The sequence below is a fragment of the Mesorhizobium sp. Primo-A genome (genome assembly GCF_003997175.1).
In the GTDB taxonomy this organism is placed as follows: Bacteria; Pseudomonadota; Alphaproteobacteria; order Rhizobiales; family Rhizobiaceae; genus Mesorhizobium; species Mesorhizobium ciceri.
The window spans coordinates 129,287-155,681 of sequence record NZ_RZTG01000005.1; the positions used below are offsets into that span (position 1 = coordinate 129,287).

A 26,395-nucleotide genomic window follows, 5' to 3' on the forward strand; every position below is an offset into this window, starting at 1 on the left:
TTTCAAATTGTGCTAATGAGCGGCAAAATTCGTTTTCAAGCATGTCGTCCCGCACGCACTCCGGGCGCATGCGACAAGGATTGGGCCCATGATCGATACCAAAACTCTCACCCAGCTCGGTGCGCACGTCGAGACGCCACAAAGCCCCGAAGCAGCGGTTCTGGAGACCGTACCGTTTTCGCGCGGCGACGGGCCGCCGGCGATCGTGCGCTTCACCTGCCCGGAATTCACCTCGCTGTGCCCGGTCACCGGCCAACCGGACTTCGCCCATATCGTCATCGACTACGCACCCGATGCGGCTCTGGTGGAATCGAAGTCGCTCAAGCTGTTCATGACCTCGTTTCGCAACCATGGCGCCTTCCATGAAGACTGCACCGTCATGATCGGCCGCCGCATCGTGGCGGCAACCAAGCCGCTGTGGTTGCGCATAGGCGGCTATTGGTATCCACGCGGCGGCATTCCGATCGATGTGTTCTGGCAAACCGGCGCTCCGCCGGAAGGCGCCTGGCTCCCCGACACCGGGGTGGCGCCCTATCGCGGGCGGGGTTGAGCTCGCCCATCATTCGCACTGATATTGGCTGAGTGCCCATTCGCCGGTCACCGACAACAGGTCCGTGATCTTCCAGTCGCCATCGACCTTCTTGAATTTCCATTCCAGCCGGTGCGGGTTGCCCGATATGACGAAGGCGACGATGACCTTGGCCTGGTCACCGTTGATCGCCTCGAGCGTCTTCAGGCTCTTGTCTATCTCGGCCTTGTCGTAATCGGCATTGTCGAGCGCCATGTTGGGGTCGAGGCACTCGCCCTGCCCGGATTTGCGCAAGGCGTCGCTCTTGTCGAGCACGGTTTTGGCTGGATCGATGAAATGGCTTCGCTCGGCCGGATCGATCTCCAGCCCGACCTGATCGTAAAACGGCCGCACAACGGCGGTCGGCGAGCCCGGCTGGATCGGTGCGGCGGGCGCGGCTTCGGCCGGCGACCATCCAACCGGCGGCGTGGCCGGTTCTGCCGCTCCGCCCGGCGCATTTGCGGGCGGTGCAGCGCTGTCGCTCGGCTGGGTGTCGGCCGGGGCGTTTGCCGGCGGCGCACCCAACAAGCCTTGCGCGGCGGCGCCGCTCAGAGCCGCCAGCAGGCACACACCCGACAGTGCCACGAACCGGCGGTGGGCCATCGCTTCACTCCGGCGTCTGGCCGGCCATGCATTCCAGCGCGCTGAGCGTCCAGTCGCTGGTTTTGGAAGCGATGTCCGATATCTTCCACTTGCCGTCGATCTTCTTGAGCGACCAGAGCATTTCACGTTTGGAATCATCGCCTTCCGGAAACAGGCTGAAGGATGCCGTGACCTGTGCGTTGTCGCCATCCTGCTTCTCAGACAGTTTCAGCGTTTTCGAGACGGTTTTCTGATCGAAATCCTGAGCGTCGAGACCAGGATCGAAATCGATGCAGGCGACCTGGTCCGGGTTCTTTTTCGTTGCCTGGTCGTTCAGGTCGAACAGTTTCGTCACCGGTTCGGTGAACCGGTCCCGATATTGTTCGTCGGCCTCGAACTTGACCGCCGGGGCATAGAAGAACTTCACCGCGTCGGACGCCGGTCCGGCGACGGCTCCGGCCGGCAGGGCTATCGAAAGGGCGGCAACGATCACTGTCAGTCGCATGCAGAATCTCCGGCTTTTGACGGCTTGAGCCTATCAACACCACGTATCCTGCATATCGGCTTTTTTGCGGCTCATGAAGTCCTGCAGCACCTTGTTTTAGCCGTCCAGCCAGACGTTCTGAAGGTCCATCTCGAATGTCTGGTGGACACCATAGTTCTTCACCTTCTTGCTCATGTGGCTGTAGAGCTTCTGCCAGAAGGGCTGAATAATGACGCCCGAATCCTGCAGGATCTGCTCGACATCCTTCATGACCTCGCGTCGTTTCTCCACGTCGATGAGCGAAAGCGCCTGCTTGAGCTTGGCATCAAAATCGGGGTTGGAATATGCCGATTCATTCCAGGCCTCGCCGGTGCGATAGCCGAGCGCCAGCACCTGCACGCCAAGCGGGCGCATGTACCAGATCGTCATCGAATAGGGATATTTCGTCCAGTCGTTCCAGAAGGTCGAACCCGGCAGCACCGTGCGCTTCACCTTGATCCCGGCATCGCGCAACTGGCCGGCAATGGCGTCGCCGGTATTCTTCTGCCAATCGTCCTCGATGGTGATCAGCTCATGCTCGAAGTCGGCCTGTCCGGCTTCCGCCATCAGCTTCTTGGCGCCGGCGGCGTCGCGTGTCTTCTTGGGCAGCGCATAGTATTCCGGATGGATCGGGGCGACGTGGTGGTTTTCACCAGGGGTGCCTCGCCCGGCATAACCGAGTTCGAGGACCGCATTGTTGTCGACGGCCATTTGCAGGGCGTTGCGCACCCGCTTGTCGTCGTAGGGCTTGTGGGTGATGTTGGTGCGGGCAACCAGCGTCGTCGCCGTCGCCACCTCCGATTTCACCAGATCCATCTTGTCGAGAATGTCGATGAAGTCGGCGGGCGACTCGAAATTGAGGTCGATCTCACCGGATTCGAACGCGTTCACGGTGGCGTTGAAATCGGTGCCGTAGTCGACGAACTCGACGCTGTCGAGCGGCGCCTCACCACCCCACCATTTGCCATTCTCACGACGCTTGACGACCGCCTTCTGGCCGACATCGTAGGAGACCAGTTCGAACGGTCCCGTGCCGATCGGCTTCTTGATCGGATCGGCACCGTCGGCATCGAAGCTGCGATGGACGACGAGCGCCGGATAGTCGGTGAAATTCGGGATCAGCGAAATGTCTGGTTCGCTTAACTTCAGCTTGACCGTATTGTCGTCGACCTTGGTGATCGCGCCATCCCTGGCCTTGCCGGTCTTTGCGTCGATCAGCGCGCCGACCCGGGCGGCCATGGAATTGCCGGCGACATTCTTCTCGCACCAGCGGGTCAGATTGTGAGCGACGTCATCGGCGTTGAAGGCATCGCCATTGTTCCACGTGATGCCCTTGCGCACATGCAGCACGTATTCGGTGGCGTCGTCGTTGATATCCCAGCTTTCGAGCAGGACCGGCTCGAAGGTGAATTGCCTGGTATAGCGGACAAGCGGCTCCAGCCAGCAGCGCGAAATGTTCGCCAGTTCCACCCAGTCGTAAGTGCGCGGATCCTTCTGTCCCTTCACCGACATCGAGACGCGCAGCGTTCCGCCTTTCTTCGGCTCTTCGGCCAAGGCCCGATCCGGCACGGCAAGGCCGATCATGCCATAGGCAAGAGCCGTCGATGCGCCGAAGGCGCTTGCCAGCGCCAGGAACTCGCGCCGGTCGACACGACCCGCGCGTGCTTCGACCGCCATTGCCTCGATAGCGCTCGGCACGCGATCGCCACTGCTTCTGAAGAATGCCATTTTTTCCTCCCGTCTGGTTCCCTTTGATCTTGGTTCTTCGCCTCAACTGACGCTGTCCGGCAGCCTCTCCTCGCGCCGCGCGATGAAATCCATCAGGCCATCGGCGATGCCTTCGTCGAGCTTCGGCTCCTCGTAATCCGCCAGCATGTTGCGCGCCTTCTCGCGGCCGCGCGTGTCGTGGTCCTTCGCCCCTTCTGCCTTCCACTGTTCGAACGAATTGAAGTCCATGATCGAGGGCATGAAGAAGGCGGATTCGAAATGTTCCAGCGTGTGCTGGGTACCGAGGAAATGGCCCTGCGGTCCCACCTCGCGGATTGCCGCCATGGCTTCCTTGAAATCGTCGAACGGCAGGCCGCCGGCATATTTGTACCAGCCGATGAGCTGTTCGCAGTCGGTGGCGAATTTCGAATAGCCGCAGGTCAGGCCGGCCTCGAGCCATCCGGCGGAGTGCCAGATGTAGTTGGCGCCGGCGAGGATGGCGGCATGCATCAGCATGTTCGCCTCGTAACCAGCCTGGGCGTCGTTGAGCTTCGACCCGACATGGAAGCCGGAGGTGCGCCACGGCAGCCGGTATTTCCGTGCCAGCGCTCCCATCAGATACATCATCTGCGCCGCCTCGGGCGTGCCGCCCATCGGAGCACCGGTCTTCATGTCCACCGTGACCATGAACTGTCCGTAGATCTGCGGCGAGCCTGGGCGCAGCAGTTGCGTGAAGGCGACGCCCGCCAGCGCTTCCGCATTGACCTGTGCCACAGCGCCCACGGCGGACGCCGAAGTCGAGGCGCCGCACAGTGCAAAGGGTGCGAGGATCAGCGGCTGGTTGCTTCGCGCATAGACCTTCATCGCGTCCAGCATGGTGGCGTCCCACACCAGCGGCGAATTGCAGTTGGTGATCGACACCAGGACAGGATTGTCGCGGACGTAATCCTCTCCGAACACGATGCCTGCCATCGCCATCGTGTCTTCCGCCCGCTCCTTGGACGTGACGATGCCCATGAACGGCTTGTCGGAATGCTTAAGCGCGGAATGGATGATGTGGAGGTGACGCTTCGGTACCGCGATTTCCATCGGCTCGCAAATGACCGAACTCGATGAATGCAGCGCCGGCGCCATGTAGGCGAGTTTGTGGAAATTGTTGAGGTCGGCGAGCGTGCCGTAACGCCTGTTGTTGTCGAGATCGCGAACATAGGGCGCGCCATACATCGGCACGAAGATGGTGTTGTTGCCGCCCACCCGCACCGTGCGCTGCGGATTCCTCGCATTGAGCGTGAACTCCGACGGGACCTTCGACACCAGTTCCATCAGCAGGGCCCGGTCGATCCGCACACGGGTTTCCGAGACATCCGCGCCCGCCGCCTTCCACAGTGCGATCGCCTCGTCGTCGCGGAACTCGCAGCCCACCTCTTCGAGGATCAAGAGCGACTCCTCGTGGATCAGTTCGACCGCCTCATCGGGGACCATCTGGTAGACGGGGATCTGGCGGACCAGCGTCGGGAACGACGTTACGGGAGCTCCGCGCAGGGCCTTGCGCCCCAGGCGGCCGCCACTGCGGCGGTTGGCATGTTCGGTCACTTCGGGGGCCGGTGCGTTCATGGCAACTCCATTCCACTCATGAAGGAGCCTAGCGCGACAAAATGGTGATGTGACGCTGGAAAATCCTGATCTCTTGTATAAGCTCAGCTTATGCGAAGCTTGCGCCACCTTCTGCCTTCGGCCGGCAGCCTGATCGTCTTCGAGGCGGCCGGGCGGCTGTCGAGCTTCACCGCCGCCGGGCGCGAGCTGGGCATGACGCAGGCCGCCGTCTCCTATGCCGTGCGCGGACTGGAAGAACAGCTCGGCGCCAAGCTGTTCCAGCGCCGCCACCGCCAGGTGCTCCTGACCGAGGCCGGCGAGCGCTTCCATGCCGACGTCTCGCTCGGCCTTTCGCACATCCGCAAATCGGCGGAGGATCTGCGCCTGCAGGCGACCGGCGGTCATGTCACGCTGGCCGCCTCGACCGCGTTCGGTTCGTTCTGGATGATGCCGCGCCTGCAGCAGTTCCGTGACGAGCTGCCGGGCATTGACCTGCGTATCCAGACCGCCGACCGCGACCTCGACATCATCGCGGAAGGCATTCCGCTCGGCGTGCGCGGCGGCGCGCCGCGGGACTGGCCGGACTATCATTCGTTGCCGCTGGCTGACGAGGAGATATTTCCCGTCGCCGGCACCAGCTATGCGGCAAAGTTCGGCCTGCCCAGATCCGCTGCCGAATTGGCCACGCACCGCCTCATCCATCTGGAGGAGCCGTATCGCGAGGCGGCCAGTTGGGACGAATGGTTCCAGTCTGCGGGCGCCAATCTCAGCGATACCGCGCGCGGCCTGCGCATCAACGACTACGGCCTGGTGATCCAAGGTGTCATGGAAGGCCAAGGCATCGCGCTCGGCTGGCGGCATCTCGCCGAGCGGCTGCTGGCGTCGGGCCTGCTGGTGCCGGTGACGGATCATGTGCTGAAGACCGGCAAGGCCTTCTATGTCGTCTGGCCGAAGAACCGGGAGCTCAGCGACAACGCCCGCAAGGTGCGCGACTGGCTGGCGGCGCAGGCATAAGTCGTTTTCCACTGATCCACCGCTGGCGCAATTCTGCCCCTCCCGCGCGACGCGAATCCGCCTATAGTGCCGCCATGCCCATCCGCCAGCTTTCCGAAACGATGATCAACCAGATCGCCGCCGGCGAAGTCATCGAGCGTCCGGCGAGCGTGGTCAAGGAACTGGTCGAGAATGCGCTCGATGCCGGTGCTTCGCGCGTCGAGATCGTCACATCGGGCGGCGGGCTGAACCTGATCCGCGTCACCGATGACGGCTCCGGCATTCCCGAACGGGAGCTGGCGCTGGCGATCGCACGTCACTGCACCTCCAAGCTCACCGAGGATATCAACGACATTCGCTCGCTGGGCTTCCGCGGCGAAGCGCTGCCGTCGATCGGCTCGGTGTCGCGACTTTCGATCCGCTCGCGCACGGCAGCAAGCGGCAGCGCCGCCGAGATCGGCATCGAGGGTGGCCGCGTCCTGCCTGTCAGGCCGGCGGCGGCCAATCGCGGCACCACGGTCGAGGTGCGCGACCTGTTCTTCGCAACGCCGGCCCGATTGAAGTTCATGAAGGGCGAGCGCGCCGAAAGCTCGGCCACCAGCGATGTGGTCAAGCGCATCGCCATCGCCTTCCCCGCCGTGCGCTTCACGCTGGCCGGCTCGGACCGCTCGACACTGGAATTGCCGGCGGCGGACGACAGCGCGGAAGGCAGCCTGCGTCGTGTCGCCCAGGTGATGGGCACCGATTTTCCCGACAATTCGATTGCCCTCGACGCGATGCGCGATGGCGTGCATCTGACCGGCCACGCGTCGATCCCGTCCTTCACCCGCGCCAACGCGCTGCAGCAATATGCCTATGTGAACGGCCGCCCGGTGCGCGACAAGCTGATCGCCGGCGCCATACGCGGCGCCTATGCCGACGTCCTGCCGCGCGACCGCCATGCGGTGACGGTGCTGTTCCTGACGCTCGATCCGGCCATCGTCGACGTCAACGTCCATCCAGCCAAGGCCGATGTGCGCTTCCGCGATCCCGGCCTTGTGCGCGGATTGATCGTCGGGGCCATCCGACAGGCACTGGCCGATGCCGGCGTCCGCGCCGCCACCACGGGTGCCGCCGGCATGATGGCGGCGTTCCGGCCAGGGGCCGCATCCTACGGCCACGGCGGACCGGCAAACGGCCACCGCAGCTACGACGCGGCCTACCGCGCGTCGGGTCCGTCCGGCTTCGATCCTGCCCGATCGCCGCAGCGGCCGCTCGATATGGGTTTCGATGGTGCGGGCTTCGAGCAGCGCGGCTTGCGAGAAAGCGAGCAAGCGGCTTTCGATGCCGGTCCGCTTGCCAGCGCCGATGCACGCGCAGGGCAGGATGAAGCGGCCGAGACGTTGCTCGGCGCGGTGCTGGGCGCGGCGCGCGCCCAGGTGCATGAGAACTACATCGTCGCCCAGACCAGGGATTCGCTCATCATCGTCGACCAGCATGCGGCGCATGAACGGCTGGTCTACGAGGCGCTGAAGAATGCGCTGCATTCGCGCCCGGTGCCCTCGCAGATGCTACTTCTGCCCGAAATCATCGACCTGCCGGAAGAGGATGCCGAGCGGCTTGCGCTGCATTCGGAAACGCTGGCCCGCTTCGGTCTCGGCATCGAGCGCTTTGGCCCCGGCGCTGTCGCGGTGCGCGAGACGCCGTCGATGCTGGGCGAGGCCAATGTCCAGCAATTGGTGCGCGACCTCGCCGACGAGATCGCCGACAACGACACGGTCGACACGCTGAAGGAGCGGCTGGACAAGATAGCCGCGACCATGGCGTGCCACGGCTCTGTGCGCTCCGGCCGCCTGCTCAAGGCCGAGGAGATGAACGCGCTGCTGCGGCAGATGGAGGCGACGCCCGGCTCCGGCACCTGCAACCACGGCCGCCCCACTTATATCGAACTCAAGCTAGCGGATATCGAACGGCTTTTCGGACGGCGATAGCTGCGGACGGATTGCGGGCCTATCGCTTCGCCGCTCGAGGTCGGCAGGTCAGGAGGCCGGCCGACAATGTGGTCGCCCGCGATTTTCGCCCAGCGGCCTGAGTAGCGCGATCGCAGCCGCCGCCAGCAGGAGGATCGCACCGGTGATTTCAGCCCAGCCGACCGCCTCGCCGAAGAGCCAGGCTCCTGCCGCCAAAGCGGTCAGCAAATAGCGTGCAGCCGCCAGCAGGAGCGGAGGCGCGTCATTGAGACCGAGCTTGATCGCGGCCCAGGTCAGCACCCAGATCAGCGACATCACCGCGAAGAAGAAGAGGTTGCGAACCACCGATGGGCGCTCAGCGCAGTCCCCGACGATCGACAAGTATCCGATGGATTTCGATCCGCTCCGGCAGCTCGATCAGGAACTCGGCATCGCGGTCCAGATGATGGACTTTGGTCGGTTCGCCTTTGGTAAAGGCGGTCATCGCTTGCATGTCGGCCCAATAGGAGATGGTTGTGAACCACGTCTCGGCATCACGGTCCTCGCGCAGCAATTGGACGCCAAGCGCCGTCTTCTCGAGGGGCGGAATACCCTCGGCACGCAGGTATGGCTCATAGGCGTCGGCGATGTCGCGGCGGGTGCGACCGCGCCAGATGCGCGCGATGGTCGGTGTGGTCGGCATGAGGTTCTCCTTCAGTCAGGCGGACAGCAAACTGGGCATAGCGGACGCCGGCTGTGATCAGCCGTGAACACGAGCCAGGAAATCGCGGACCAGCGCCAGCGCGTCGTCGAAATGTGTCTCGAGCAGCCAATGACCCGCCCCTTCGATCAGATGCAGTTCCGCATCGGGCAGATCGCGATGATAGGCCCTTGCCGACGCCGCGGGCATATAGCCATCCTCTGGCCCCCAAACGATCAACGTGGGCGGATGGTGTTCACGCAAATAAGCCTGGTAGCGCGGAAACCAGGTGAGATTGGCTTCCAGCTTCTCCATCAGACCGACGGCGATCTGCCGACGAACCGGCGTGTTCATCAGTGGCCAGTGAAGATTCCAGAGATCGGGCGGCACGCGCATGGCGACGTCGTCAGCCACTTCCCCGATGAACTCGGCCCGAAACCCATCCTCACTTACCGCGGCCTCGAGCGGACGGTGCTTGCCGGGCGTCTTGTCGGTCCACCAGGCCTTGATCGTGGCGTATTTGGGTCCAAGCACATCCTCGTAGATGTCGCCGTTCTGGATGATCAGGGCGCTGATCCGCTCCGGGTGTGAGATCGCATGCCGGAGTCCTATCTGCGAGCCATAATCATGCAGCCACAAGGCGTAGCGTTGGAGACCGAATTTATCGGCAAGCTTGGAAAGCACGTCGCAATAGGCGTCGAAATCATAGCCGAAGGTGGCCGGATCGGGTGTGCCGCTGTATCCGAAGCCAGGCCAGTCGAATGCAATCGTCCGCCAGCGGTCGGCGAGCGCCGGCATCAGTCGGCGGAATTGGAACGAAGAGCAGGGATAGCCGTGCGGCAAGAGCAAGACAGGTGCTTCTAACGGCCCTGCCTCGCGATAAAAAATGGATAGATCATCCAGTTGCATGCGTCGGTGCGTCGTTGCACCCGGCATTCGGACCTCCGTCGAACAAACCTCGGCTAAACGCGTTTGATCGAGGGATCGTTCCGAATGGGGGAAGCGGACGGTCGGCAATATTCATCTCTTCAAATTCACCACGATGACACCGCCCAGCGCCAGCGCGCCGCCGATTATGCCGAGCAGAGTGGGAACTTCGCCCAGCCAGAAGAAGCCGATCAGCGCGGACATCGGCGAGACCAGATAGAGGAAGTTGGAGGCACGTGCCGCCGGCAGACGCGACAGCGCGGTCGCCCAGGCGGCATAGGCGATGAGGCTGGGCACGATGCCGAGAAAGATGACGGCGCCGAGGCCTGCTGTGTCGGCGACCGCCGCCTGCGAAAAGGCCGACGGCAGGAAGGGGGCCAGGCACAGTGCGCCGAGCACCATGTTCGAAGCCGAAATGGTCAATGGATGATGGCGGGCAAACAGCGGCTTCTGGACGATGGTGTTGACGGCCGAGCACAAGGCCGAACCAAGCACCAACAGAGCACCGGTGTTGAACGACAGGCCATGCCCATCGGCCATGGCGATGATGCCTATGCCGGCGAAGGAAATCACCGTACCGATCCAGGCCACGCCTGAGAAGCGCTCGCCCAGCAATGCCATCGCCATGATGGCGGTGAAGATCGGGCTGACATTGATGATGAAGCCGGCGGCACCGGCCGAGACGGTCAGTTCGCCGAAATTGAGCATGACGGTGTAGAGCGCGACGAAGATGGCGCCGCCAAAGACCAGGCGCCACGCTTCGTCGAGCCTTGGCAGCGCCGGGCGCTTGACGGCCAGGAAGATCGCCGCCGGCACAGCGGCGATGGCAAAGCGCAACGCACCCAGTTCCAGTGGGCCGAAGGCGGCGAGACCGGCTCGGATAGCGGGAAAGGCGGAGGCCCAGCCGACCACCGTCAGCGCCACAGCGATGGCTGCCGTGGTGTCCATTCGCTGTGTCGAATTCAACGTGCCCGTTATCTCGCTCATCTCACCGCCCTCGTATTTCTTCGGTCCTGAAAGGCAGAAAACGCCTTTTCACCCCGGTTGACAAACGACGAAATCGAGGATCACCTGTGACTATGGATCACAGCTCGGACACAATGGTGCCGCTCGAAACGCTGCGCGCCTTCGATGCGGCGGCGCGGACAGGCAGCTTTTCAGCGGCCGCCGAAAAGCTCAATATCACCCATGGCGCCGTCAGCCGGCAGATCGCCAAGCTCGAGGACTGGCTGGGATTGAAAGTCTTCGACCGTGGTGCGCGCGGCGTCTCGCTGACGATCGAAGGCAACAGGCTGCATCTGCGCACGGCGGAAGCCTTTGCGCTGATATCGACCCATTCCGACCGCTGGGTCGAGCCGCGTGGCACGGCGGTGGTGCGGCTGACCTCGATTCCCTCGGTCAGCGGACTGTGGCTGATGCCGCGCATGGCGGCTCTGGAAAACAATCCCTCGAAGCTGCGCATCGTGCTCGATGTCGACATCCGCCAGGCCGACCTTGCCGATGAAGGCATCGACCTCTCGATCCGTTGTGGACGCGGCGGCATTCCGGGCCGCATCTCGGTGCAACTTTTCGAGGAACATGTCTTCCCTGTCGCGTCACCCGAGCTTGCCCGCGAGATCGGCCGGGGCGACCCTGCCCGGCTGCTCAAATATCCGCTGATCAACGATTCCGACGCGTCGGCCTGGCGCGCCTGGTTTGCCGCGCAAGGCATGGATTACCGCCCGCGCCCGCAGGACCGCCGCTTCGAGGACTACAATCTGGTGCTCGACGCCGCCGCCTATGGGCTGGGCATCGCGCTGGCCCGCCCGCCGCTGACCGGACATCAATTACAATCGGGCCGCATCACTCCCGTCGATGAGCGCACAGCCCTCAACCCGGTATCCTACTGGCTCGACCGGCCGATGGGGCGGCCGCGTGCCGCCGCCGCCGACCTCGCCCGCCGCATCGCGGCAGAGGCCGGGCTGGCCCAGGACAAGATCGAGGCGTTTATCGAAGCCGAGCGATAGGCCTTCCGGACCTATATGGAAAACCGGCCGATTCGAAGCTCAGCGAAGCAACAACAAAACGAACCCAAGGATCACCGCTCCCAGCAAACCGGCCATTATCGAAACAAAGCCAATTTTCACCAGCAACTGCTCAGGGTGCGGCACCGCACCATGGGATTGATTGGCCGGCCTGTGCCTGCCCGCCGGCGTACCCAGGGCGGCAGCGTTGCGCGGGACTGGAGCCTGCGGCGGGATAAGCGACAGCAATGACAGCCCCGCAACCCTGGCGGAGGCATTGTCATTGGCGGTTGTCGAAGGCGGCAAGAAGGCTCGCAGCGTTTCGGCTTCGGGTTTTGCCTTTCTCGCCACGACTGTTGCCAACGCCGCCTCTTCGCCCGTCTCAAGCTGGGCAAGATAGGCATCGACGATGCCGGCGGATGCGATCTGCTGCGATTTGACGGCCATCGGCGCCGCCGGCAAAATCAACAGCGCCGGCGCTGTCTGCTGCGCGAGCAGAGACGGCGCCGGCGGTTGGACCAGCGCCTTGACCAGTGCCGTCATCACTGGATCAGCCTGCCCCGAGGGCACGGCTTGCGGCGTCATCACTTCCCTAAGCAGGGCGGGAAGACGAGTGGAGGAAACGTCCATTGCGGCCCACCAACTACATTTTTCCGCTTCACAATAAGCGTTCAGCATTGTCTCAGGCTTGTCTCATGCTTGACCTCGCCGGGAATTTATGGCGATGAAATTCTCATGAACCCTGGCGTCCCCGCATGATGAACCGTTTCGAAGGCCCCGGCGGCAAGGAAGCCCGCATCCGCTACCTGGATGGCGACTTCCAGGTTACCAGCCCCGGCGCGTTCGTGCGCTGCGCGGTGACAGGCGAAAGCATTCCGCTCGACGAGTTGAAGTACTGGAGCGTCGCAAGGCAAGAGCCCTATATCAGCGCCACCGCCTCGCTGCGCCGTGAAATCGAGATGCATCCGGAGCTGCGTAAGCGCAGTTAACCCTTCAGCTTGCGCTGGCGCCAGGCATCGAGCGTCTCGTCGATGATGCGCTCGGGAACGTGATCGAGTTCGAAGACCGTGTCGATCTCCAGCACCTCGAGCCGGTCGAGAAAGTCCTGTGACGCGCCGTGGCGCAGCCGGGCGGCGTCCTTGGCGGTGGTGATGAGCACCAGCCCCTCAGTGCGTGCGGTCGCCGCCAGCTCGGCAAGTTCGTCCTCCGCATAGAAATGATGGTCCGGAAACGGCCGCGTCAATGCCAGTTCGCCGCCGGCCTCGCGCACCGTGTCGAAGAATTTCTCGGGATGGCCGATACCGGCGAAGGCGAGGAACCGCTTGCCGGCAAGCCCTGCCTTGCCGCTTGGCTCTGTATGGGCCTCGAAGATCGCCCGGCCGGCGCGTGCCGCCTGGCGGACCACGCTGTCGGCGGCAGTGCCCTCGCCCATTTTCAACAACCCGCTGGTGAAAACCAGCTGGTCGACGATTTTGGCCCTGAGCGGCCCCCCCGGAATGACGCGGCCGTTGCCGATCCCGTAGCGCGCATCGACCACGACCAGCGCATAGTCGATGTGGATGCGGGCGCTCTGGAAGCCATCGTCCATGATCAGGAAATCGCAGCCATTCCGTTCCAGCAGCAGCCGGGCGCCGGCGGCGCGGTTCGGCGTCACCGCCACCGGCGCGTGTTCGGCGAGCAGCAGCGGTTCGTCGCCGACATGCCGGGCGCTGTCGTGGTCGATATCGACCACGTGCGGCTCGGCGAAGGAGCCGCCATGGCCGCGCGACAGGAAGCCTGGTTTGAGATGCATGCGCTTGGCCTGCTTGGCGAGCGCGATGGCCACCGGTGTCTTGCCGGTGCCGCCAACCGTGAAATTGCCGATGCACAGAACAGGTGCTTCGATCTTCTCACGCTTGGCCCGCCGCATGCCGCGGCCGGCGGCAGCCGCATAGATGGCCGACAGCGGCGACAGTGCCAGGACCCGCCAGTCCGGCTCTTCCCACCAGAATGGTGGTGCTTCCGAGGCCACGCTAGCGCCCGTTCGCGCCCTTCAGGCGCGACTTGACGACCAGCGGCTGGATGTAGGGCTCAAGCGATTTCAGCGTACGCGCCAGCGCACCGCGCATCTCGTCGACGGTCGCAATGCCTGCCGCCATCATCTCGTGGCGCGCCACTTCGTTGGTCAGGAGGAAATTGACGGCGCCGGCCAGCATGTCGCGATCGCGCACCAGCTTGGCGCCGCCGCTGTCGAGGAGACGCTGGTAGGCCTCCCGAAAATTCTGCACATTGCGCCCGGCGAGAACCGCCGTGTCGAGCATGGCCGGCTCCAGCGGGTTCTGGCCACCCTCGGAGGTCAGCGAGCGGCCGACGAAGGCTATTTCCGTCAGCCGGAGATAGAGCCCCATCTCGCCGATCGTGTCGCCAAGCAATATGTCGGTGTCGGCCGTGATCCTGTCGCCCTTGCTGCGCCGCGCGACCTTCAGGCCCATGCCGGAAATCTGCGCCGCAAGCGCCTCGGCGCGATCGGGATGACGCGGAACGACGATGGTCAGAAGACCATGGTGGCGCTTGTGCAGCGTCGCGTGGACTTCAGCCGCGACCACTTCCTCGCCGTCATGGGTCGAGATCGCCGCCCAGGTCGGGCGCGTGCCTATCTGCCGCCGCAGTGTCGCCAGCGCCCGTTCGTCGACCGGAGGCGGCGACGTGTCCACCTTGAGGTTGCCCGACACCGTCACCGGCCGCGCGCCGAGCGCGAGAAACCGCTCGCCATCGACATCCGACTGCGCCACGACGTGAGCCAGGTTCTCGAACAGCGCCTCGGCGATGTTGGCGCGTTTCTTCCACGATTTGAACGAGCGGTCGGACAGCCTGCCATTGACCAGCACCTGCGGCACGCGTCGCGCGCCAAGCTCGAGGATGGTCATCGGCCAGATCTCGGATTCGGCGATGATTGCCAGATCCGGCTGCCAGTGATCGAGGAACCGGCTGACCGCCGGCTTGAGGTCGAGCGGTACATATTGATGGATGATGCGGTCACCGAGCCGCTCGTCGGCGACCTGCGCAGAGGTCACCGTGCCGGTCGTCAGCACGATGTTGACGCCATAGTCGAGAATGCTTTCGACCAGCGGCACGACGGCTATGGTCTCGCCGACGCTCGCGGCATGGATCCAGATCACCGGCCCGTCGGGGCGCGCGCGGCCGGCGACGCCATAGCGCTCGCGGCGGCGGTAGCGGTCTTCCTTGCCGCGCGAGGTGCGCCAGGCAACGTAGGGCCCGACCAGCGGATAGGCTGCCGCACCCGCGAATCGGTAAGCCGACAGCATGGCCCGTGCCCAGCGGCCGCTCATCGCGGAGCATCCACGAGACGGTAAGCCTCGGCGGTCGCGGCATTGAGCGCTGTCGTCACTTCCTGGCGCTTGCGCTCCATTTCGGCGTCATCGGCGCCGGCCGCCACGAAGATCGGCTGGCCAATGACGATCGACGAACGGCCGAACGGCAGGTTAATGGTGGTCTTGTCCCAGCTCTTCTCCAGCACCTTGCGGCGGCTGGTGGTGATGGCGACGGGCACAAGCGGCCGGCCCGAGAGGCGAGCCAGGAGAACGATACCAAGTCCTGCGTCTCGCGGCGTGCCGTGCGGAATATCTGCGATCATGGCGACGTTCTTGCCGACGGCGAGCGACTTTTTCAGGGCGATAAGCGCTTTCGCTCCACCCTTGTCGAGGTGCCTGGCATTTTCCCGCCCGCCCGAGCCGCGCACAGCCTCGATGCCGAATTTTTCCAGCATCAAGGCGTTGAGCTCGGCATCGGCGCTGCGCGAAACCATGGCGACCAGCGGCTTGCGCTTGGGATAATAGGCAGGCGTCAGCAGATGCTGGCCGTGCCACAAGGCGATGATGCCAGGCTCGAACTCGGTATAGGCACCGCCCGAAAACCGTGCCGATCCCTCGACGACGCGATTGGTGAGGCGCACGAAGCGGACGAACTGGGCGAACAGGCTGGCGATGGCGTTCTTGACGAATCGCGACTGCGCAAGCGGTTGGCGAATCTTGCGCCAGAAGGCCTTGGTCGTGCGGCTGCGTCCCCTGCCCGTGGGCGCGGCATCGCTTGCTGGCCCTTTCGCCAGGTCATGCTCCATCGAAGTCAACCGGCAGCCTTGTTGTCGGGGTCCAGCAGCCGGTGCAGATGAACGACGAAGTAACGCATGTGAGCGTTGTCCACGCTGGCTTGCGCCTTGGCTTTCCACGCCGTGTGCGCGGATTGATAGTCGGGATAGATGCCGACGATGTCGAGCCCGTCGAGATCGCGGAATTCGGTGCCGCCAAGCTTCTTCAGTTCGCCACCGAACACCAGATGCAAAAGCTGTTTCTTTCCGTCTTCCGCGGCCATGTCGGTCCTTCACATATCGTGAGTTTGTCACAGGTCTAGACCAAAGCCGCCGACTTTGGAACCTTTAGGGCGAGATGAATTCATCTCGCCGGGGAAAACGCTTTCACGTGTCCAGACCGGCGATGACGCCGGCGAGCACGGCCAGCAATTCACCGCTGCCGGCAGCAAGGGCGCCGTGACGAGTCACCTCGCCGGCATAAAGTGGAGCGCGGCCATGCTGGTCGAGCAGCTGGCCGCCGGCCTCGCGCAGGATGAGGTCGGCCGCCGCAATGTCCCAGTCATGCGCGTTCGGCTTGACGAAAGTGGCGTCCAGCGCGCCATTGGCGATCATGGCCAGCCGATAGGCGAGCGAAGGGCTGTAAGGCGCCCGCTTCAGCCGCGCCTGCCATTCGGCAGGCATCAGGTCGGTCAACTGCTTCAGCCCGGAAATCTCGGCCGTTTCCGCCAGCTTGCGAACCGCAATGCGCTTGCCGTTGCGGAAAGCACCCTGGCCGGGCAGCGCCCAATAGGTCTCCTCCATCGCCGGGCATTCCAGCACGCCGGCCAGCGTGCGGCCATGCTCGACGACGGCGACGCTGACGCACCAGGTGCGCTGGCCTTCCAGGAAACCGCGCGTGCCGTCGATCGGGTCGACGACGAAGGTGCGGCGTGCCGAAAGCCGGACCGGATCGTCAACTGTCTCTTCCGACAGCCAGCCATAATCCGGCCGCGCCGCCAGCAATGTTTCGCGCAGATAGGCGTCGGCCGCGTGGTCGGCCTCGCTGACCGGTGATGTGCCGCCCTTCATCCAGACTTGCGGGCTGTTGCCGAAGTAGCGCATGGCGATCACCCCCGCCTCGCGGGCGGCATCGCGCAGCAGCGGCAAGTCTTCGGTGGCTCCGGCAGTGGTCAGGTCATGCTCCGGCAAGGGTCATGCCTTCGATCAGGAGCGTCGGCGCCGCGGTGCCGAAATTGCGGTCGAGGTCATCGGCCGGCACCATGTTGAGGAACATCGTCTTCAGGTTCGAGGCGATGGTGACCTCGGCGACGGGATAGGCCAGTTCGCCATTCTCGATCCAGAAACCGGAAGCGCCGCGGCTGTATTCGCCGGTGACCATGTCGACGCCCTGGCCGAACACCTCGGTGACGTAGAAGCCGGTCTTGAGCGATTTGATCAGCTCTTCCGGCGACCGCTCGCCGGGTTCGATGGCGAGATTGGTGGAGGATGGCGTAACGGAGGAGCCGCTGCGTGCGCCGCGGCCGTTGGTGACGAGGCCCAGCTCCCTTGCAGCCGAGGTCGACAGGAACCAGTGGTTGAGCACGCCCTTCTCGACCATCAACAGCTTTTCGCCCTCGACGCCTTCGCCGTCGAACGGACGCGAGGCCTGGCCACGTCGCCGGAGCGGCTCGTCGGTGACGGTGATGGCGGAGGCGGCCACCTGCTTGCCCATCATGTCGCGCAGGAACGAGGTCTTGCGCGCGACCGAGGCGCCGTTGATGGCGCCGGCGAGATGGCCGGCGATGCCGCGCGCGACGCGTGGGTCGAACACCACGTCGACCGGCCCGGTCGCCGCCTTGCGCGCGCCGATGCGGCGCACGGCGCGCTCGCCGGCCTTGCGGCCGATGTCCTCGGGCGCATCGAGATCTGCAAAATGCTGGCGCGAGGAGAATTCATAGTCGCGCTCCATGCCGGTGCCCTCGCCGGCGATAACGCTGGCCGAGCGCGAAAAACGCGAGCCGACATAGTGGCCGAGGAAGCCGTGCGAGGTGGCCAGCACCAGGCCGCCCAGCCCGGCACCGGCGCTGGCGCCGGCCGAATTGGTCACGCCCTTGACGGCAAGCGCTGCCGCTTCCGCCGCCAATGCGGCTTCCTTCAACTGGTCTGCCGACACTTCGGTGGCGTCGAACAGGTCGAGATCGCGCGTCTGTTTGGCGAGCAATGCCGGATCGGCCAGCCCTTGATAGGGATCCTGCGGCGACACTTTCGCCATCGCCACGGCGCGCTCGGCCAGCGTTTTCGGGTCGGACGCCGCTGTCGCCGAGACACTCGCCACGCGGCCGCCGACGAAAACGCGCAGCGCCACATCCTCGCTTTCGGAAGCTTCGGTAGCCTCGACCTTGCCGAGACGCACCGACACACCGGTCGAGCGGCCGCGCACGGCCACCGCGTCGGCGGCATCGGCGCCGGCCTTTTTGGCAGCCTCGACCAGGGCCGCGACGCGGTCGGTCAATTTTGCTGCGTCTGATATGTCGGTCATGCCTGAAATCCTGCTGGTGCGGCCGGTGTGCGGCCGTTGCCCACCCATCTATTGTTCCGGTCCGGCTTGTGCAATGGCATAGGCTTCAATCAAAATGCAGGGCGGACGGTTCAAACCGCGAACCCTGTGACGCAAAATCGGTTCGCAGCCTGCACGGAGCATTTCGATGACGCCTTTCCATCTCGCCTTCCCGGTCCGTGATCTCGATGAAACCCGCGTTTTCTATGGCGAGGTGCTGGGCTGCGCGATCGGCCGCTCGTCAGCGACCTGGGTCGACTTCGACCTCTACGGTCACCAGATGTCGGCGCATCTGCGGCCGCAGGCCGCACAGGCCCCCAGCGACGGCAAGGTCGACGGCATTGTCGTGCCGATCCCGCATTTCGGCGCGGTGCTCTTGATGGACGACTGGCAGCGCCTGGCGACACGGCTGGAGGCGCGCGACGACATCGACTGGCTGGAACGGCCGATGGTCCGCTTCAAGGGCGAGCCCGGCGAACAGGCAACGCTGTTCATCCGCGACCCCTCGGGCAATGCCTTGGAATTCAAGGGCTTTCGCTCGCTGGAGCAGGTTTTCGCGCACTAGCTCAGATCGAGGGCATCCATCGATCAACGGCCGAAACGGCCCGCCGCGAAAGGTGCGAGCCGAGCCGGATCGCCGCGTCCGCCGATCAAGTCGGCGACCAGCCGCGCGGTGATCGGAGCCAGCGTCAGGCCGAGATGGCCGTGCCCGAAAGCATGAATTACGCGGGAGCTGCCGCGCGAAGCGCCGATGACCGGCCTGGAATCCGGCAGGGACGGCCGGAAGCCGAGCCATTGCGAGGCAGGCGAGCCGAGCCTGGGAAAAATTTGCCTGGCGCCACGGTCAAGCAGCGCCAGCCGGCGCGGATTTGGCGGCGCGACCAGGCCGCCGAGTTCGACGGTGCCGGCGACCCGCAAGCGGCCAGCCATCGGCGTCAGGTAGAAACCAAGATCGACGGGACAGACAGGTCGGTTGAGCAGCGGCGCGTCGGTCTGGAATTCCAGATGATAGCCGCGCTCGGTCTCGAGCGGAATCCTGTCGCCGGCCTGCGCGGCCAGTGCGCGCGACCGTGCACCGGCGGCGATCACCACCGTGCCAGCCTTGATGCGAACGCCGGGTCCGCTGAGCTGCACACCGTCAGCCTCGACCTGCAGCCCGGTGATCTCTGCCTGCTTCACCGATGCACCACGGGCACTCACCGCGCCCAGCAACCGCCGCATCACCATTGCCGGATCGGTGACATTGATCGAGTCGGGAAAATACACGCCATGCGCTGCTGTCGCCGGCAGGCCCGGCTCAAGCGCCGCCACCTCTTCGGGAGTCAGGACCTCTTGGTGGATGCCAAACCCAGCGCGCATTGCCCGGCCGCCGGCGCCAGCGGCAAAATCGCTCAAGCGGCGATAGAGGTAAAGACAGCCATTGCGGCGCATCTGGTCCTCCAGCCCGGCCTCCCCGACCATGTCTTCCCAGGCTGGAAGGGCGTCGGCCAGCAGTCCGGCGAGCGCCAGTGCATTGGCCCGGGTGGCCGCCGGCAGCGATTGCCGCATGAACCGAACGAGCCATGGCGCCAGCTGCAGCAGCGCCGGCCAGCGCAGCGAAAACGGGCTGTCGGGATCAAGCAGCAGCTTTGGCAATGCCCGCAGCACCGCAGGAGTGCCGACCGGCATGCAGGCATATTCGGCGATCGTTCCGGCATTGCCGAACGACGCGCCGGAGCCCGGCTCGTTCGGATCGATGAGCAGGACTTCGCGGCCGTCCGCGACAAGGCGAAGTGCCGTCGCCAGCCCGACAACTCCGGCGCCGACAATGGCGATTTCGACCGTTTCAGAAGCAGCCACTGTAGATCTTCCCGATTGACCTTGAAATCCAGTACCGATCATGTGGTCTCTTGGTTCGGGGTCACGGTCCAGTCTTGATCCCTGGAATCGAATAGGCCAGATCTTTCCGCCCTCAGGCGACAGGCGTCCAGATCACGTCCTCGATTTTTTGCGCGCCGGTCGCCAGCATCGCCAGCCGGTCGAAGCCGAGTGCGATGCCGCTGGCCGGCGGCATGATGGCAAGGGCTGAGAGAAAATCCTCGTCCAGCGGATAGCGCTCGCCATAGACGCGCTGCTTCTCGTCCATCTCGATAACAAAGCGCCGGCGCTGCTCGTCGGCGTCGGTCAGTTCGCCAAAGCCGTTGGCGAGTTCGACGCCGCAGCAATAGAGCTCGAAACGCTCGGCGACGCGCGGGTCGCGCTGGCTCGGCCGCGCCAGTGCCGCCTCGGCGACGGGATATTCGCACAGGATGGTCGCGCGGCCCTGCCCGAGCAACGGCTCGATTTTTTCCACCATCACCCGGCTGAACAGATCGGCCCAGCTGTCGTCGGGCGCGGTGCGCAGGCCGGCATAGGTCAAGGCGGCGTGCAGCGCGTCGCGGTCGGTGCTGCCGTCGGCGGCGACCGTGGCCAGCAGGTCGATGCCGGCATAGTGGGCGAAAGCGTCCGCCACCGTCAGTCGTTCCGGCTCGGCAAACGGATCGCAGTCGCGGCCCCGGAAAGAGAAAAGAGTCGCCCCTGTCCTTGTCGCGGCCAGCGCCAGAAAGGCCGCACAATCCAGCATCAGGCTCTCATAGGCCTCGCCCACCCTGTACCATTCGAGCATGGTGAATTCGGGATGATGCAAGGGGCCGCGCTCGCGGTTGCGATAGACCGGACCGAAGCTGAAAATCCTGGTTTCACCGGCGGCGAGCAGCTTCTTGCAGGCGAATTCCGGCGAGGTGTGGAGATAGAGTGGCGCCCTTGCACCGTCCGGCCCGACCGCTTCCGTGGCGAAAGCCGCCAGATGCGCCTCATTGCCGGGCGAGACCTGCAGCGCCGCCGTTTGCACCTCGACGAAATCATGGGCGGCGAACCAGTCGCGCAGGCCGGCGGCGATGCCATTGCGCAGCATCAGCCGCGGGCGGCGGTCGGCGTGAACGTCAGGCGTCCACCAGGGCGAAGCTTCGGTCATGCGGCTCGGAACATGGTGGAAGGGGGCTGGCGGCGGCGGCCAAGATGCGGTAGGCCCCCATCCAGCGCCGCACTAGCCGGCAAACGCCAGTCAACTCTTCTTGCAGGATTTAAAACCGTGGTGAAAGTCATCGCCAGTTCGCTCCGCAAAGGCAATGTCGTCGACAAGGACGGCAAGCTTTATGTGATCCTCTTTGCCGAAAACATCCACCCAGGCAAGGGCACGCCGGTAACGCAGCTCGACATGCGCCGCATCGGCGACGGGGTGAAGGTTTCGGAACGCTACCGCACCACCGAGCAGGTCGAGCGCGCCTATGTCGAAGAGCGCGAGCACACCTTCCTCTACCGCGACGGCGAAGGCTTTCACTTCATGAACCCGGAAACCTACGACCAGGTGGCGGTGTCGGAAGCCGTGGTCGGCGACATGGCACCTTACCTGCTGGAAGGCATGGCCGTGCAGGTGTCGCAGTTCAACGGCATTGCCATTTCCCTGGTGCTGCCGCAGCGCGCCACCTTCGAAGTGGTGGAAACCGAGCCGACGACCAAGGGACAGACGGCCTCGTCGTCCTACAAGCCGGCCGTGCTGTCCAACGGCGTGCGCACCCTGGTGCCCCCCCACATCGCGCCGGGCACCCGCGTGGTGGTGATGACGGCGGATGGGGCTTATGTGGAGCGGGCGAAGGACTGAAGACGAGCGGTGGGGTTACGGGTTTACCGGCCAGCCCTGCGTTTCACCAGGGCTCACCCTTGTCCTCTTCCGCTGTCTCCCCTTGAACGCGGCGCCTCCGCCCGCACAGTGATATTTTTCACGAAGCGTGTCGCAATGACCCTGCGCGGTCCGTCCTTTGAGCGAAGAAGGAGAACGCCATGCGAAAACTTATCGTCACCGAATTCATCAGCGTCGATGGCATTGCCGAGGTCGAGAAGCTGCCAAGCATGACTTGGAACGACGAGATGAACAGGTTCAAGGAGGACGAGCTTGCCGACACCGGCGCCATGCTTTTGGGGCGCACGACCTATGAGATCTTTGCCGGCTCCTGGCCGACGGAAACCGGAGATTTTGCCGAACGGTTCAACGCGCTGCCGAAATATGTCGCGTCGAACAGCCTGAAGGCGCTCGACTGGAAGCCTGCCGAATTGCTGAAGGGACCGCTGCCGGAAGCGGTCAGGACGCTGAAGCAAGGCAGCGGCGGCAACATCTATGTGCATGGCAGCCTCAGCGTCGCGCAGGAATTGCTGCGCCATGGCCTGGTCGACCGCGTCAGGCTGCTCAGTTATCCCGGCACCGTCGGCCAAGGCAAGCCGCTGTTCCCAGGCGGCGAACCGGTGTCGCTCGAACTGATTTCGGCCACGCCGTTCAGCAACGGCGTTGTGGCGCTGGAGTATGCGCCGGTGGCGGCTAAGTCGTAATCGGTTGGAGCCTTTCAGATCGAATGGGGAGATGCATCCTCACCCGACCTGCTTGCCCCGTCTCCCCTTGATGGCGGCGCTATTCCTCGCCTCCACCGCCTTCTCCACCTGCCGCTTCAGTTCGTCCTTGATATCCACCGTCTCGTTCATCAGCGCGTCGATCTTCAGGAAATCGAGGACCCGGTATCTCGACACTGCCGGGCGGACCAGGATGTCGGGGCGGCATTGCTTCAGCTTGTTGGCGATGATCGACTGCATCATCAATTGCGTGGCGCCGAACATCAGGTCGACGGAGGTCGGCTGTTTGCGGTCGGCCTCTTCCGGCGCGCCGACGACGTCGACGCCGATGATGATGTCGGCGTCGTTCTCGATCAGGTCGAACGGCACGGGGTTGTAGATGCCGCCGTCGATCAGCAGCCTGCCGTCGCGCATCACCGGACGGAACACGGCAGGGATGGCCGCTGACGCCGCCAGCGCGGAGTGCAGGTCGCCGTCTTCGAAGACGGCCAGCTTGTGACCGAAATAGTCGGTCGCCGTCACCTTCAGCGGGATCTTCAGCTCGGCAAAGGTTTCGGGGATGGCCTCGGGCAGAAAGGCTTTCAGGATGCGCTCGACATTGAACTGGCTGACGCGGATGCCGTTCTGCATGGCTTCGGCTATCGTGCCCGGCCGCGCCCGCCACATGCGGCTGGCCACCTCGGCGCGGCGGCCGAGGATCGAGCGGGCGTAGTCGTGGATGTCCTTGCCGGCCATACCCGATGCCATGCCGGCACCCATGATGGCGCCGATCGACGAGCCGGCAATCGCCACCGGCTTGATGCCGAGCTCGTCCAGCGCCTCGATGACATGGATGTGGGCCAGCCCGCGCGCGCCGCCGCCGCCGAAGGCGATGCCGAAGGTGGGGCTCATCCCTTGCCGGCTCCGGCCAGTTTCGGGCCGATGACCATGATGGTCGGCTCGGTGGTCAGCAGCTTTTTCGCCGCCGCCTTGACCTGTTCGAGCGTCACCGCATTGATGTAGCCGGCGCGGCGCTGCATGTAGTCGATGCCGAGATCGTCGAGCTGCAACTCGACCAATGTCGAGGCGATGGCGCTGGACGAGTCCAGATTGTTGATGGCGTAGGCGCCGATCATGTATTTCTTGGTCGCCGCCAGTTCCGCTTCGGTCGGGCCTTGTTCGGCCAATTGCTTGACGACATCGCGGACGATGCCAAGCGTCTCGGCCGCACGGTCGGACCGGGTGCCGGTGCTGACGATCAACGCGTTAGCGTGGTCCTGGTTGATGAGCGAGGAGTTGACACTGTAGGCCAGTCCGCGCTTTTCGCGCACTTCCTGGAACAGGCGCGAGGTGAAGGTGCCGCCGCCGAGGATCTCGTTCATCAGCACGGCGGGGGAGAAATCCGCCGCCTTGCGCTTCACGCCGGGAAAGGCGAGCTGCAGGGAGGTCTGCGGCAGGTCGTAGTCGACCTCGATATGCTGCGCCAGCTTCGGGTCGATATCGGCCACAGGCCTCAGCGCCTGGTTCTGCGGCAGGTCGCCGAACACCATGTCGAGCTTCTTCTTCAGCGTCTCCGCGTCGATGGCGCCGACTACGGCGACATGCAGGCCGCCGCGCGCGAACACCGCTTTGTGCAGGCCTTTCAGATCATCGGACGTGATGGCGGCGATGCTTTCCTTGGTGCCCTGATCGGAGCGGGAATAGGGATGGTCGCCATAGAGGGCGCGCGCCCATTTGTTCTGCGCCACCGTGTCCGGGTCGTTTTCGCCGGCGATGATGCCGGACAGGATCTGGGAACGGATGCGGTCGATCGGCAACTGGTCGAAGCGCGGCTCGTTGACCGCCAGCCGCAGCAGGTCGAAGGCCTGGTCGCGCTGCTCGGCCAGCATGCGCATCGAGCCGTAGATGCCGTCGCGGCTCTCGTCGAAGCTCATCTCGGCGCCGGCATCGTCGAGCTTGATCTGGAAGTCTTCACTATCGAGCGGGCCGGCGCCTTCGTCGAACAGGCCGGTCATCAGATTGGCCAGTCCTTCCTTGCCGACAGGATCCTGCGTCGAGCCGCCGCCAAAGACGAAGCGGATGGCCACGACCGGCACGGAATAATCCTCGACCAACCAGGCGGTGATGCCCTTTGGCGAGGTGACGGACTGGATCTCCATGGCCCGCGCGGTGAGCGCCGGCAGGATGAGGAAGAGGATGGAGAGAAAGAGGGTGGTGAGTGCACGCCATGCGGCAATCGTCGGCAGCGACCAATCGCGGAAGCCGGCGCTCCCCCTCACCCAGCCTCCGCTTTGCTCGGCTGACCTCTCCCCGACGGGGAGAGGAGCTTGCCAGCGCTGGCGCCAGCCTCTTCTCCCCAGCGGGGAGAAGGTGGCCGCGAAGCGGCCGGATGAGGGGGCTGCCTCGCTCACGGGGATCGAATTCATCATCAATTCCCCGCCTGTTGCTGCGGCAAGAGATAGCCGGTCGTCGACCGGGCGAGCACCAGATAGCGCGCGGCGACCGCCTTGACCTCGTCTGCGGTGACCTTGCGGATGCGGTCCGTCCATTGCTGGACGTCCTGCACATTGCCGCCGGTGGCCAGCGTCGAACCGTAGATGTTGGCCATGGAATCCTGCTTGTCGCGGGCAAAGATCATCGACCTGACATAGCGGTCCTTGGCCTTTTCCAGTTCCGATGGCGTCACGCCATCCTTGACGATGCGCACCACCTCCGCATCGACTGCCGCTTCGACGTCGGAAATCCTGGCATCGCCGCGCGGCGCGCCGTAGACGGTGAAGTTGGTGTCGTCGAGCATGGTGCCCTGGAAAAAGGCGCCGGCGCTGGATGCGATACCTTGCTGGACGACAAGCGCCTGGTAGAGCCGGCTGCGATTGCCGCCGCCGAGGATCTCCGCCAAGAGGTCGAGCGCTTCCGCCTCGCCCGGCTTTCCCGAATGATAGGACGGCACCACCCATTGCGTGGAAAAGCTCGGCACGCTGACGCGGGCATCGGAGAGCGTGACCGTGCGCTTGGTGTTCTGCTCCGGCTCGACCGGGCGGATGCGGGGCGGCAGATCGGGGCCGCGCGCCACCTTGCCATAGGTCTTTTCGGCCAGCGCCCGCACCGTGTCCGGTTCGACATCGCCGGCGACGATCAGCACGGCGTTATTGGGCCGGTAGTATTTGTCGTAGAAGGCGGTGGCGTCGACGCGGTTCAGCTGCTGCATCTCCTGCATCCAGCCGATGACCGGAATGCGATAGGGCTGGTTCTGCCACAGCGTCGCATCGACCTCCTCGTCCAGCACAGCCTCGGGGCTGTTGTCGATACGCGAGCGGCGCTCCTCGAGGATGACGTCGCGCTCGGTCTTGATGACATCATCGGTGAGGATGAGGTTGCGCATGCGGTCAGCCTCGAAGCTCATCATCAGCCCGAGTGCCGACGGCGCCACCGTCTCGTGGAAAGCGGTGTAGTCATAGGAGGTGAAGGCGTTGTTGGATCCGCCGATATCGGAGACGGCGCGGTCGAACTCGCCGGCCGCATGGTTGGTCGTTGCCTTGAACATCAGATGTTCGAAGAAATGCGCGATGCCGGATTTGCCGGGCGGCTCGTCGGCGCTGCCGATCTTGTACCAGACCATGTGGGTGACGATCGGCGCACGGTGGTCGGGAATGACGACCACCTCCATGCCGTTGTCGAGCAGGAAATCCGTGACCTTGAACTCGGCCGGAACCGTGTTGGGCAAGACGGGGCTCTCGGCCAGCACTGGGCTGGTCGTGACAAAAGCCAAGGAGGTCGCCAACAGCGTTCCCCGCAGCCATTCAATCCTGGATGTCATCAACGGCTCCGGTTCTGTCGACAGACGATAGGC

Annotated in this window: 28 protein-coding genes; 8 read left to right on the forward strand and 20 right to left on the reverse strand. The window is 64.4% G+C overall.

Annotated elements, in window-relative coordinates:
* Window positions 1-88 precede the first annotated feature (88 nt).
* Complete coding sequence (queF, locus tag EOC83_RS11245; protein ID WP_010915503.1) at window positions 89-550, forward strand: preQ(1) synthase; 462 nt, start codon at window positions 89-91, stop codon at window positions 548-550.
* A 9-nt stretch (window positions 551-559) separates the two neighbouring features.
* Here the strand turns inward: queF and EOC83_RS11250 are convergent, their stop codons facing one another.
* The 4 genes from EOC83_RS11250 to EOC83_RS11265 all read right to left on the reverse strand — a co-directional run bounded on the left by EOC83_RS11250 (window position 560) and on the right by EOC83_RS11265 (window position 4,994).
* Window positions 560-1,171, reverse strand: a complete 612-nt coding sequence (locus EOC83_RS11250; protein ID WP_013532329.1) for a hypothetical protein — start codon at window positions 1,169-1,171, stop codon at window positions 560-562.
* 4 nt (window positions 1,172-1,175) lie between these two features.
* The gene (locus EOC83_RS11255; protein ID WP_027163240.1) at window positions 1,176-1,655 is read right to left on the reverse strand and encodes a DUF3828 domain-containing protein; all 480 of its coding nucleotides are present in this window, start codon (window positions 1,653-1,655) and stop codon (window positions 1,176-1,178) included.
* Window positions 1,656-1,751: 96 nt separating this feature from the next.
* A complete protein-coding gene (locus tag EOC83_RS11260; protein ID WP_027163239.1) occupies window positions 1,752-3,401 on the reverse strand; it encodes an ABC transporter substrate-binding protein in 1,650 nt (549 codons plus the stop codon).
* A gap of 42 nt (window positions 3,402-3,443) precedes the next feature.
* The gene (locus tag EOC83_RS11265; RefSeq protein ID WP_013532332.1) at window positions 3,444-4,994 is read right to left on the reverse strand and encodes a trimethylamine methyltransferase family protein; all 1,551 of its coding nucleotides are present in this window, start codon (window positions 4,992-4,994) and stop codon (window positions 3,444-3,446) included.
* Window positions 4,995-5,084: 90 nt separating this feature from the next.
* On the opposite strand from EOC83_RS11265, the gene EOC83_RS11270 reads away from it, so the two are divergent.
* Together EOC83_RS11270 and mutL are read left to right on the forward strand one after the other, a co-directional pair.
* Window positions 5,085-5,987, forward strand: coding sequence for a LysR substrate-binding domain-containing protein (locus EOC83_RS11270; protein WP_013532333.1), 903 nt, complete (start codon window positions 5,085-5,087; stop codon window positions 5,985-5,987).
* Between the two features lie 74 nt (window positions 5,988-6,061).
* Window positions 6,062-7,936 carry a DNA mismatch repair endonuclease MutL gene (gene mutL / locus EOC83_RS11275; RefSeq protein WP_063167730.1) on the forward strand — a complete coding sequence of 625 codons (1,875 nt, stop codon included), beginning with the start codon at window positions 6,062-6,064 and terminating at the stop codon, window positions 7,934-7,936.
* Between the two features lie 48 nt (window positions 7,937-7,984).
* Here mutL and EOC83_RS11280 read toward each other — a convergent pair whose 3' ends face one another.
* The 4 genes from EOC83_RS11280 to EOC83_RS11295 all read right to left on the reverse strand — a co-directional run bounded on the left by EOC83_RS11280 (window position 7,985) and on the right by EOC83_RS11295 (window position 10,508).
* A complete protein-coding gene (locus EOC83_RS11280; protein ID WP_063167729.1) occupies window positions 7,985-8,260 on the reverse strand; it encodes a hypothetical protein in 276 nt (91 codons plus the stop codon).
* A 10-nt stretch (window positions 8,261-8,270) separates the two neighbouring features.
* Entirely contained in the window at window positions 8,271-8,597 is a 327-nt protein-coding gene (locus tag EOC83_RS11285; RefSeq protein ID WP_024504825.1) for a hypothetical protein, read from the reverse strand.
* A gap of 57 nt (window positions 8,598-8,654) precedes the next feature.
* The gene (locus tag EOC83_RS11290; protein WP_063167728.1) at window positions 8,655-9,530 is read right to left on the reverse strand and encodes an alpha/beta hydrolase; all 876 of its coding nucleotides are present in this window, start codon (window positions 9,528-9,530) and stop codon (window positions 8,655-8,657) included.
* Window positions 9,531-9,614: 84 nt separating this feature from the next.
* Window positions 9,615-10,508: a DMT family transporter gene (locus tag EOC83_RS11295; protein ID WP_013532338.1), complete on the reverse strand. Its 894-nt coding sequence runs from the start codon at window positions 10,506-10,508 to the stop codon at window positions 9,615-9,617.
* 92 nt (window positions 10,509-10,600) lie between these two features.
* On the opposite strand from EOC83_RS11295, the gene EOC83_RS11300 reads away from it, so the two are divergent.
* Complete coding sequence (locus EOC83_RS11300) at window positions 10,601-11,527, forward strand: LysR family transcriptional regulator (protein WP_013532339.1); 927 nt, start codon at window positions 10,601-10,603, stop codon at window positions 11,525-11,527.
* Between the two features lie 39 nt (window positions 11,528-11,566).
* Here the strand turns inward: EOC83_RS11300 and EOC83_RS11305 are convergent, their stop codons facing one another.
* Window positions 11,567-12,202 carry a hypothetical protein gene (locus EOC83_RS11305; RefSeq protein ID WP_244514290.1) on the reverse strand — a complete coding sequence of 212 codons (636 nt, stop codon included), beginning with the start codon at window positions 12,200-12,202 and terminating at the stop codon, window positions 11,567-11,569.
* Between the two features lie 77 nt (window positions 12,203-12,279).
* Between EOC83_RS11305 and EOC83_RS11310 the strand changes: the two genes are divergently transcribed.
* Complete coding sequence (locus tag EOC83_RS11310) at window positions 12,280-12,513, forward strand: DUF2093 domain-containing protein (RefSeq protein ID WP_013532341.1); 234 nt, start codon at window positions 12,280-12,282, stop codon at window positions 12,511-12,513.
* On the opposite strand, the gene lpxK is transcribed toward EOC83_RS11310, so the two are convergent.
* The 6 genes from lpxK to EOC83_RS11340 all read right to left on the reverse strand — a co-directional run bounded on the left by lpxK (window position 12,510) and on the right by EOC83_RS11340 (window position 18,129).
* The gene (lpxK, locus tag EOC83_RS11315) at window positions 12,510-13,535 is read right to left on the reverse strand and encodes a tetraacyldisaccharide 4'-kinase (protein ID WP_013532342.1); all 1,026 of its coding nucleotides are present in this window, start codon (window positions 13,533-13,535) and stop codon (window positions 12,510-12,512) included. The genes EOC83_RS11310 and lpxK overlap by 4 nt on opposite strands.
* Window position 13,536: 1 nt before the next feature.
* Window positions 13,537-14,853 carry a lipid IV(A) 3-deoxy-D-manno-octulosonic acid transferase gene (gene waaA / locus EOC83_RS11320; protein WP_013532343.1) on the reverse strand — a complete coding sequence of 439 codons (1,317 nt, stop codon included), beginning with the start codon at window positions 14,851-14,853 and terminating at the stop codon, window positions 13,537-13,539.
* Entirely contained in the window at window positions 14,850-15,641 is a 792-nt protein-coding gene (locus EOC83_RS11325; RefSeq protein ID WP_013532344.1) for a lysophospholipid acyltransferase family protein, read from the reverse strand. Before EOC83_RS11325 ends, waaA begins: the two co-directional genes overlap by 4 nt.
* Before the next feature lie 5 nt (window positions 15,642-15,646).
* Window positions 15,647-15,892 (reverse strand): DUF4170 domain-containing protein, encoded by a 246-nt coding sequence (locus EOC83_RS11330; protein ID WP_013532345.1) that lies wholly within the window; start codon window positions 15,890-15,892, stop codon window positions 15,647-15,649.
* Between the two features lie 103 nt (window positions 15,893-15,995).
* Window positions 15,996-16,799 carry a 3'(2'),5'-bisphosphate nucleotidase CysQ gene (locus EOC83_RS11335; RefSeq protein WP_013532346.1) on the reverse strand — a complete coding sequence of 268 codons (804 nt, stop codon included), beginning with the start codon at window positions 16,797-16,799 and terminating at the stop codon, window positions 15,996-15,998.
* The gene (locus tag EOC83_RS11340) at window positions 16,786-18,129 is read right to left on the reverse strand and encodes a TldD/PmbA family protein (protein ID WP_013532347.1); all 1,344 of its coding nucleotides are present in this window, start codon (window positions 18,127-18,129) and stop codon (window positions 16,786-16,788) included. Before EOC83_RS11340 ends, EOC83_RS11335 begins: the two co-directional genes overlap by 14 nt.
* 166 nt (window positions 18,130-18,295) lie before the next feature.
* Between EOC83_RS11340 and EOC83_RS11345 the strand changes: the two genes are divergently transcribed.
* Window positions 18,296-18,712 (forward strand): VOC family protein, encoded by a 417-nt coding sequence (locus tag EOC83_RS11345; RefSeq protein ID WP_013532348.1) that lies wholly within the window; start codon window positions 18,296-18,298, stop codon window positions 18,710-18,712.
* 23 nt (window positions 18,713-18,735) lie between these two features.
* On the opposite strand, the gene EOC83_RS11350 is transcribed toward EOC83_RS11345, so the two are convergent.
* Both EOC83_RS11350 and epmA read right to left on the reverse strand, forming a co-directional pair.
* Window positions 18,736-19,986: an FAD-dependent oxidoreductase gene (locus EOC83_RS11350; RefSeq protein ID WP_082826431.1), complete on the reverse strand. Its 1,251-nt coding sequence runs from the start codon at window positions 19,984-19,986 to the stop codon at window positions 18,736-18,738.
* A 112-nt stretch (window positions 19,987-20,098) separates the two neighbouring features.
* Window positions 20,099-21,139, reverse strand: coding sequence for an EF-P lysine aminoacylase EpmA (gene epmA / locus EOC83_RS11355; RefSeq protein ID WP_063167725.1), 1,041 nt, complete (start codon window positions 21,137-21,139; stop codon window positions 20,099-20,101).
* 117 nt (window positions 21,140-21,256) lie between these two features.
* On the opposite strand from epmA, the gene efp reads away from it, so the two are divergent.
* Window positions 21,257-21,826, forward strand: a complete 570-nt coding sequence (gene efp, locus EOC83_RS11360) for an elongation factor P (protein ID WP_013532351.1) — start codon at window positions 21,257-21,259, stop codon at window positions 21,824-21,826.
* Between the two features lie 179 nt (window positions 21,827-22,005).
* Window positions 22,006-22,548, forward strand: coding sequence for a dihydrofolate reductase family protein (locus EOC83_RS11365; protein ID WP_063167724.1), 543 nt, complete (start codon window positions 22,006-22,008; stop codon window positions 22,546-22,548).
* A gap of 39 nt (window positions 22,549-22,587) precedes the next feature.
* On the opposite strand, the gene EOC83_RS11370 is transcribed toward EOC83_RS11365, so the two are convergent.
* Genes EOC83_RS11370 through EOC83_RS11380 form a run of 3 tightly spaced genes read right to left on the reverse strand, consistent with a single transcriptional unit; the run spans window position 22,588 to window position 26,362 of the window.
* Window positions 22,588-23,457, reverse strand: a complete 870-nt coding sequence (locus EOC83_RS11370) for a patatin-like phospholipase family protein (protein WP_013532353.1) — start codon at window positions 23,455-23,457, stop codon at window positions 22,588-22,590.
* Window positions 23,454-24,974 carry a pitrilysin family protein gene (locus EOC83_RS11375; RefSeq protein ID WP_245441837.1) on the reverse strand — a complete coding sequence of 507 codons (1,521 nt, stop codon included), beginning with the start codon at window positions 24,972-24,974 and terminating at the stop codon, window positions 23,454-23,456. The genes EOC83_RS11370 and EOC83_RS11375 overlap by 4 nt, the downstream gene beginning before the upstream one ends.
* Window positions 24,974-26,362 carry a pitrilysin family protein gene (locus tag EOC83_RS11380; protein ID WP_063167722.1) on the reverse strand — a complete coding sequence of 463 codons (1,389 nt, stop codon included), beginning with the start codon at window positions 26,360-26,362 and terminating at the stop codon, window positions 24,974-24,976. The genes EOC83_RS11375 and EOC83_RS11380 overlap by 1 nt, the downstream gene beginning before the upstream one ends.
* Between the last annotated feature and the right edge of the window lie 33 nt (window positions 26,363-26,395).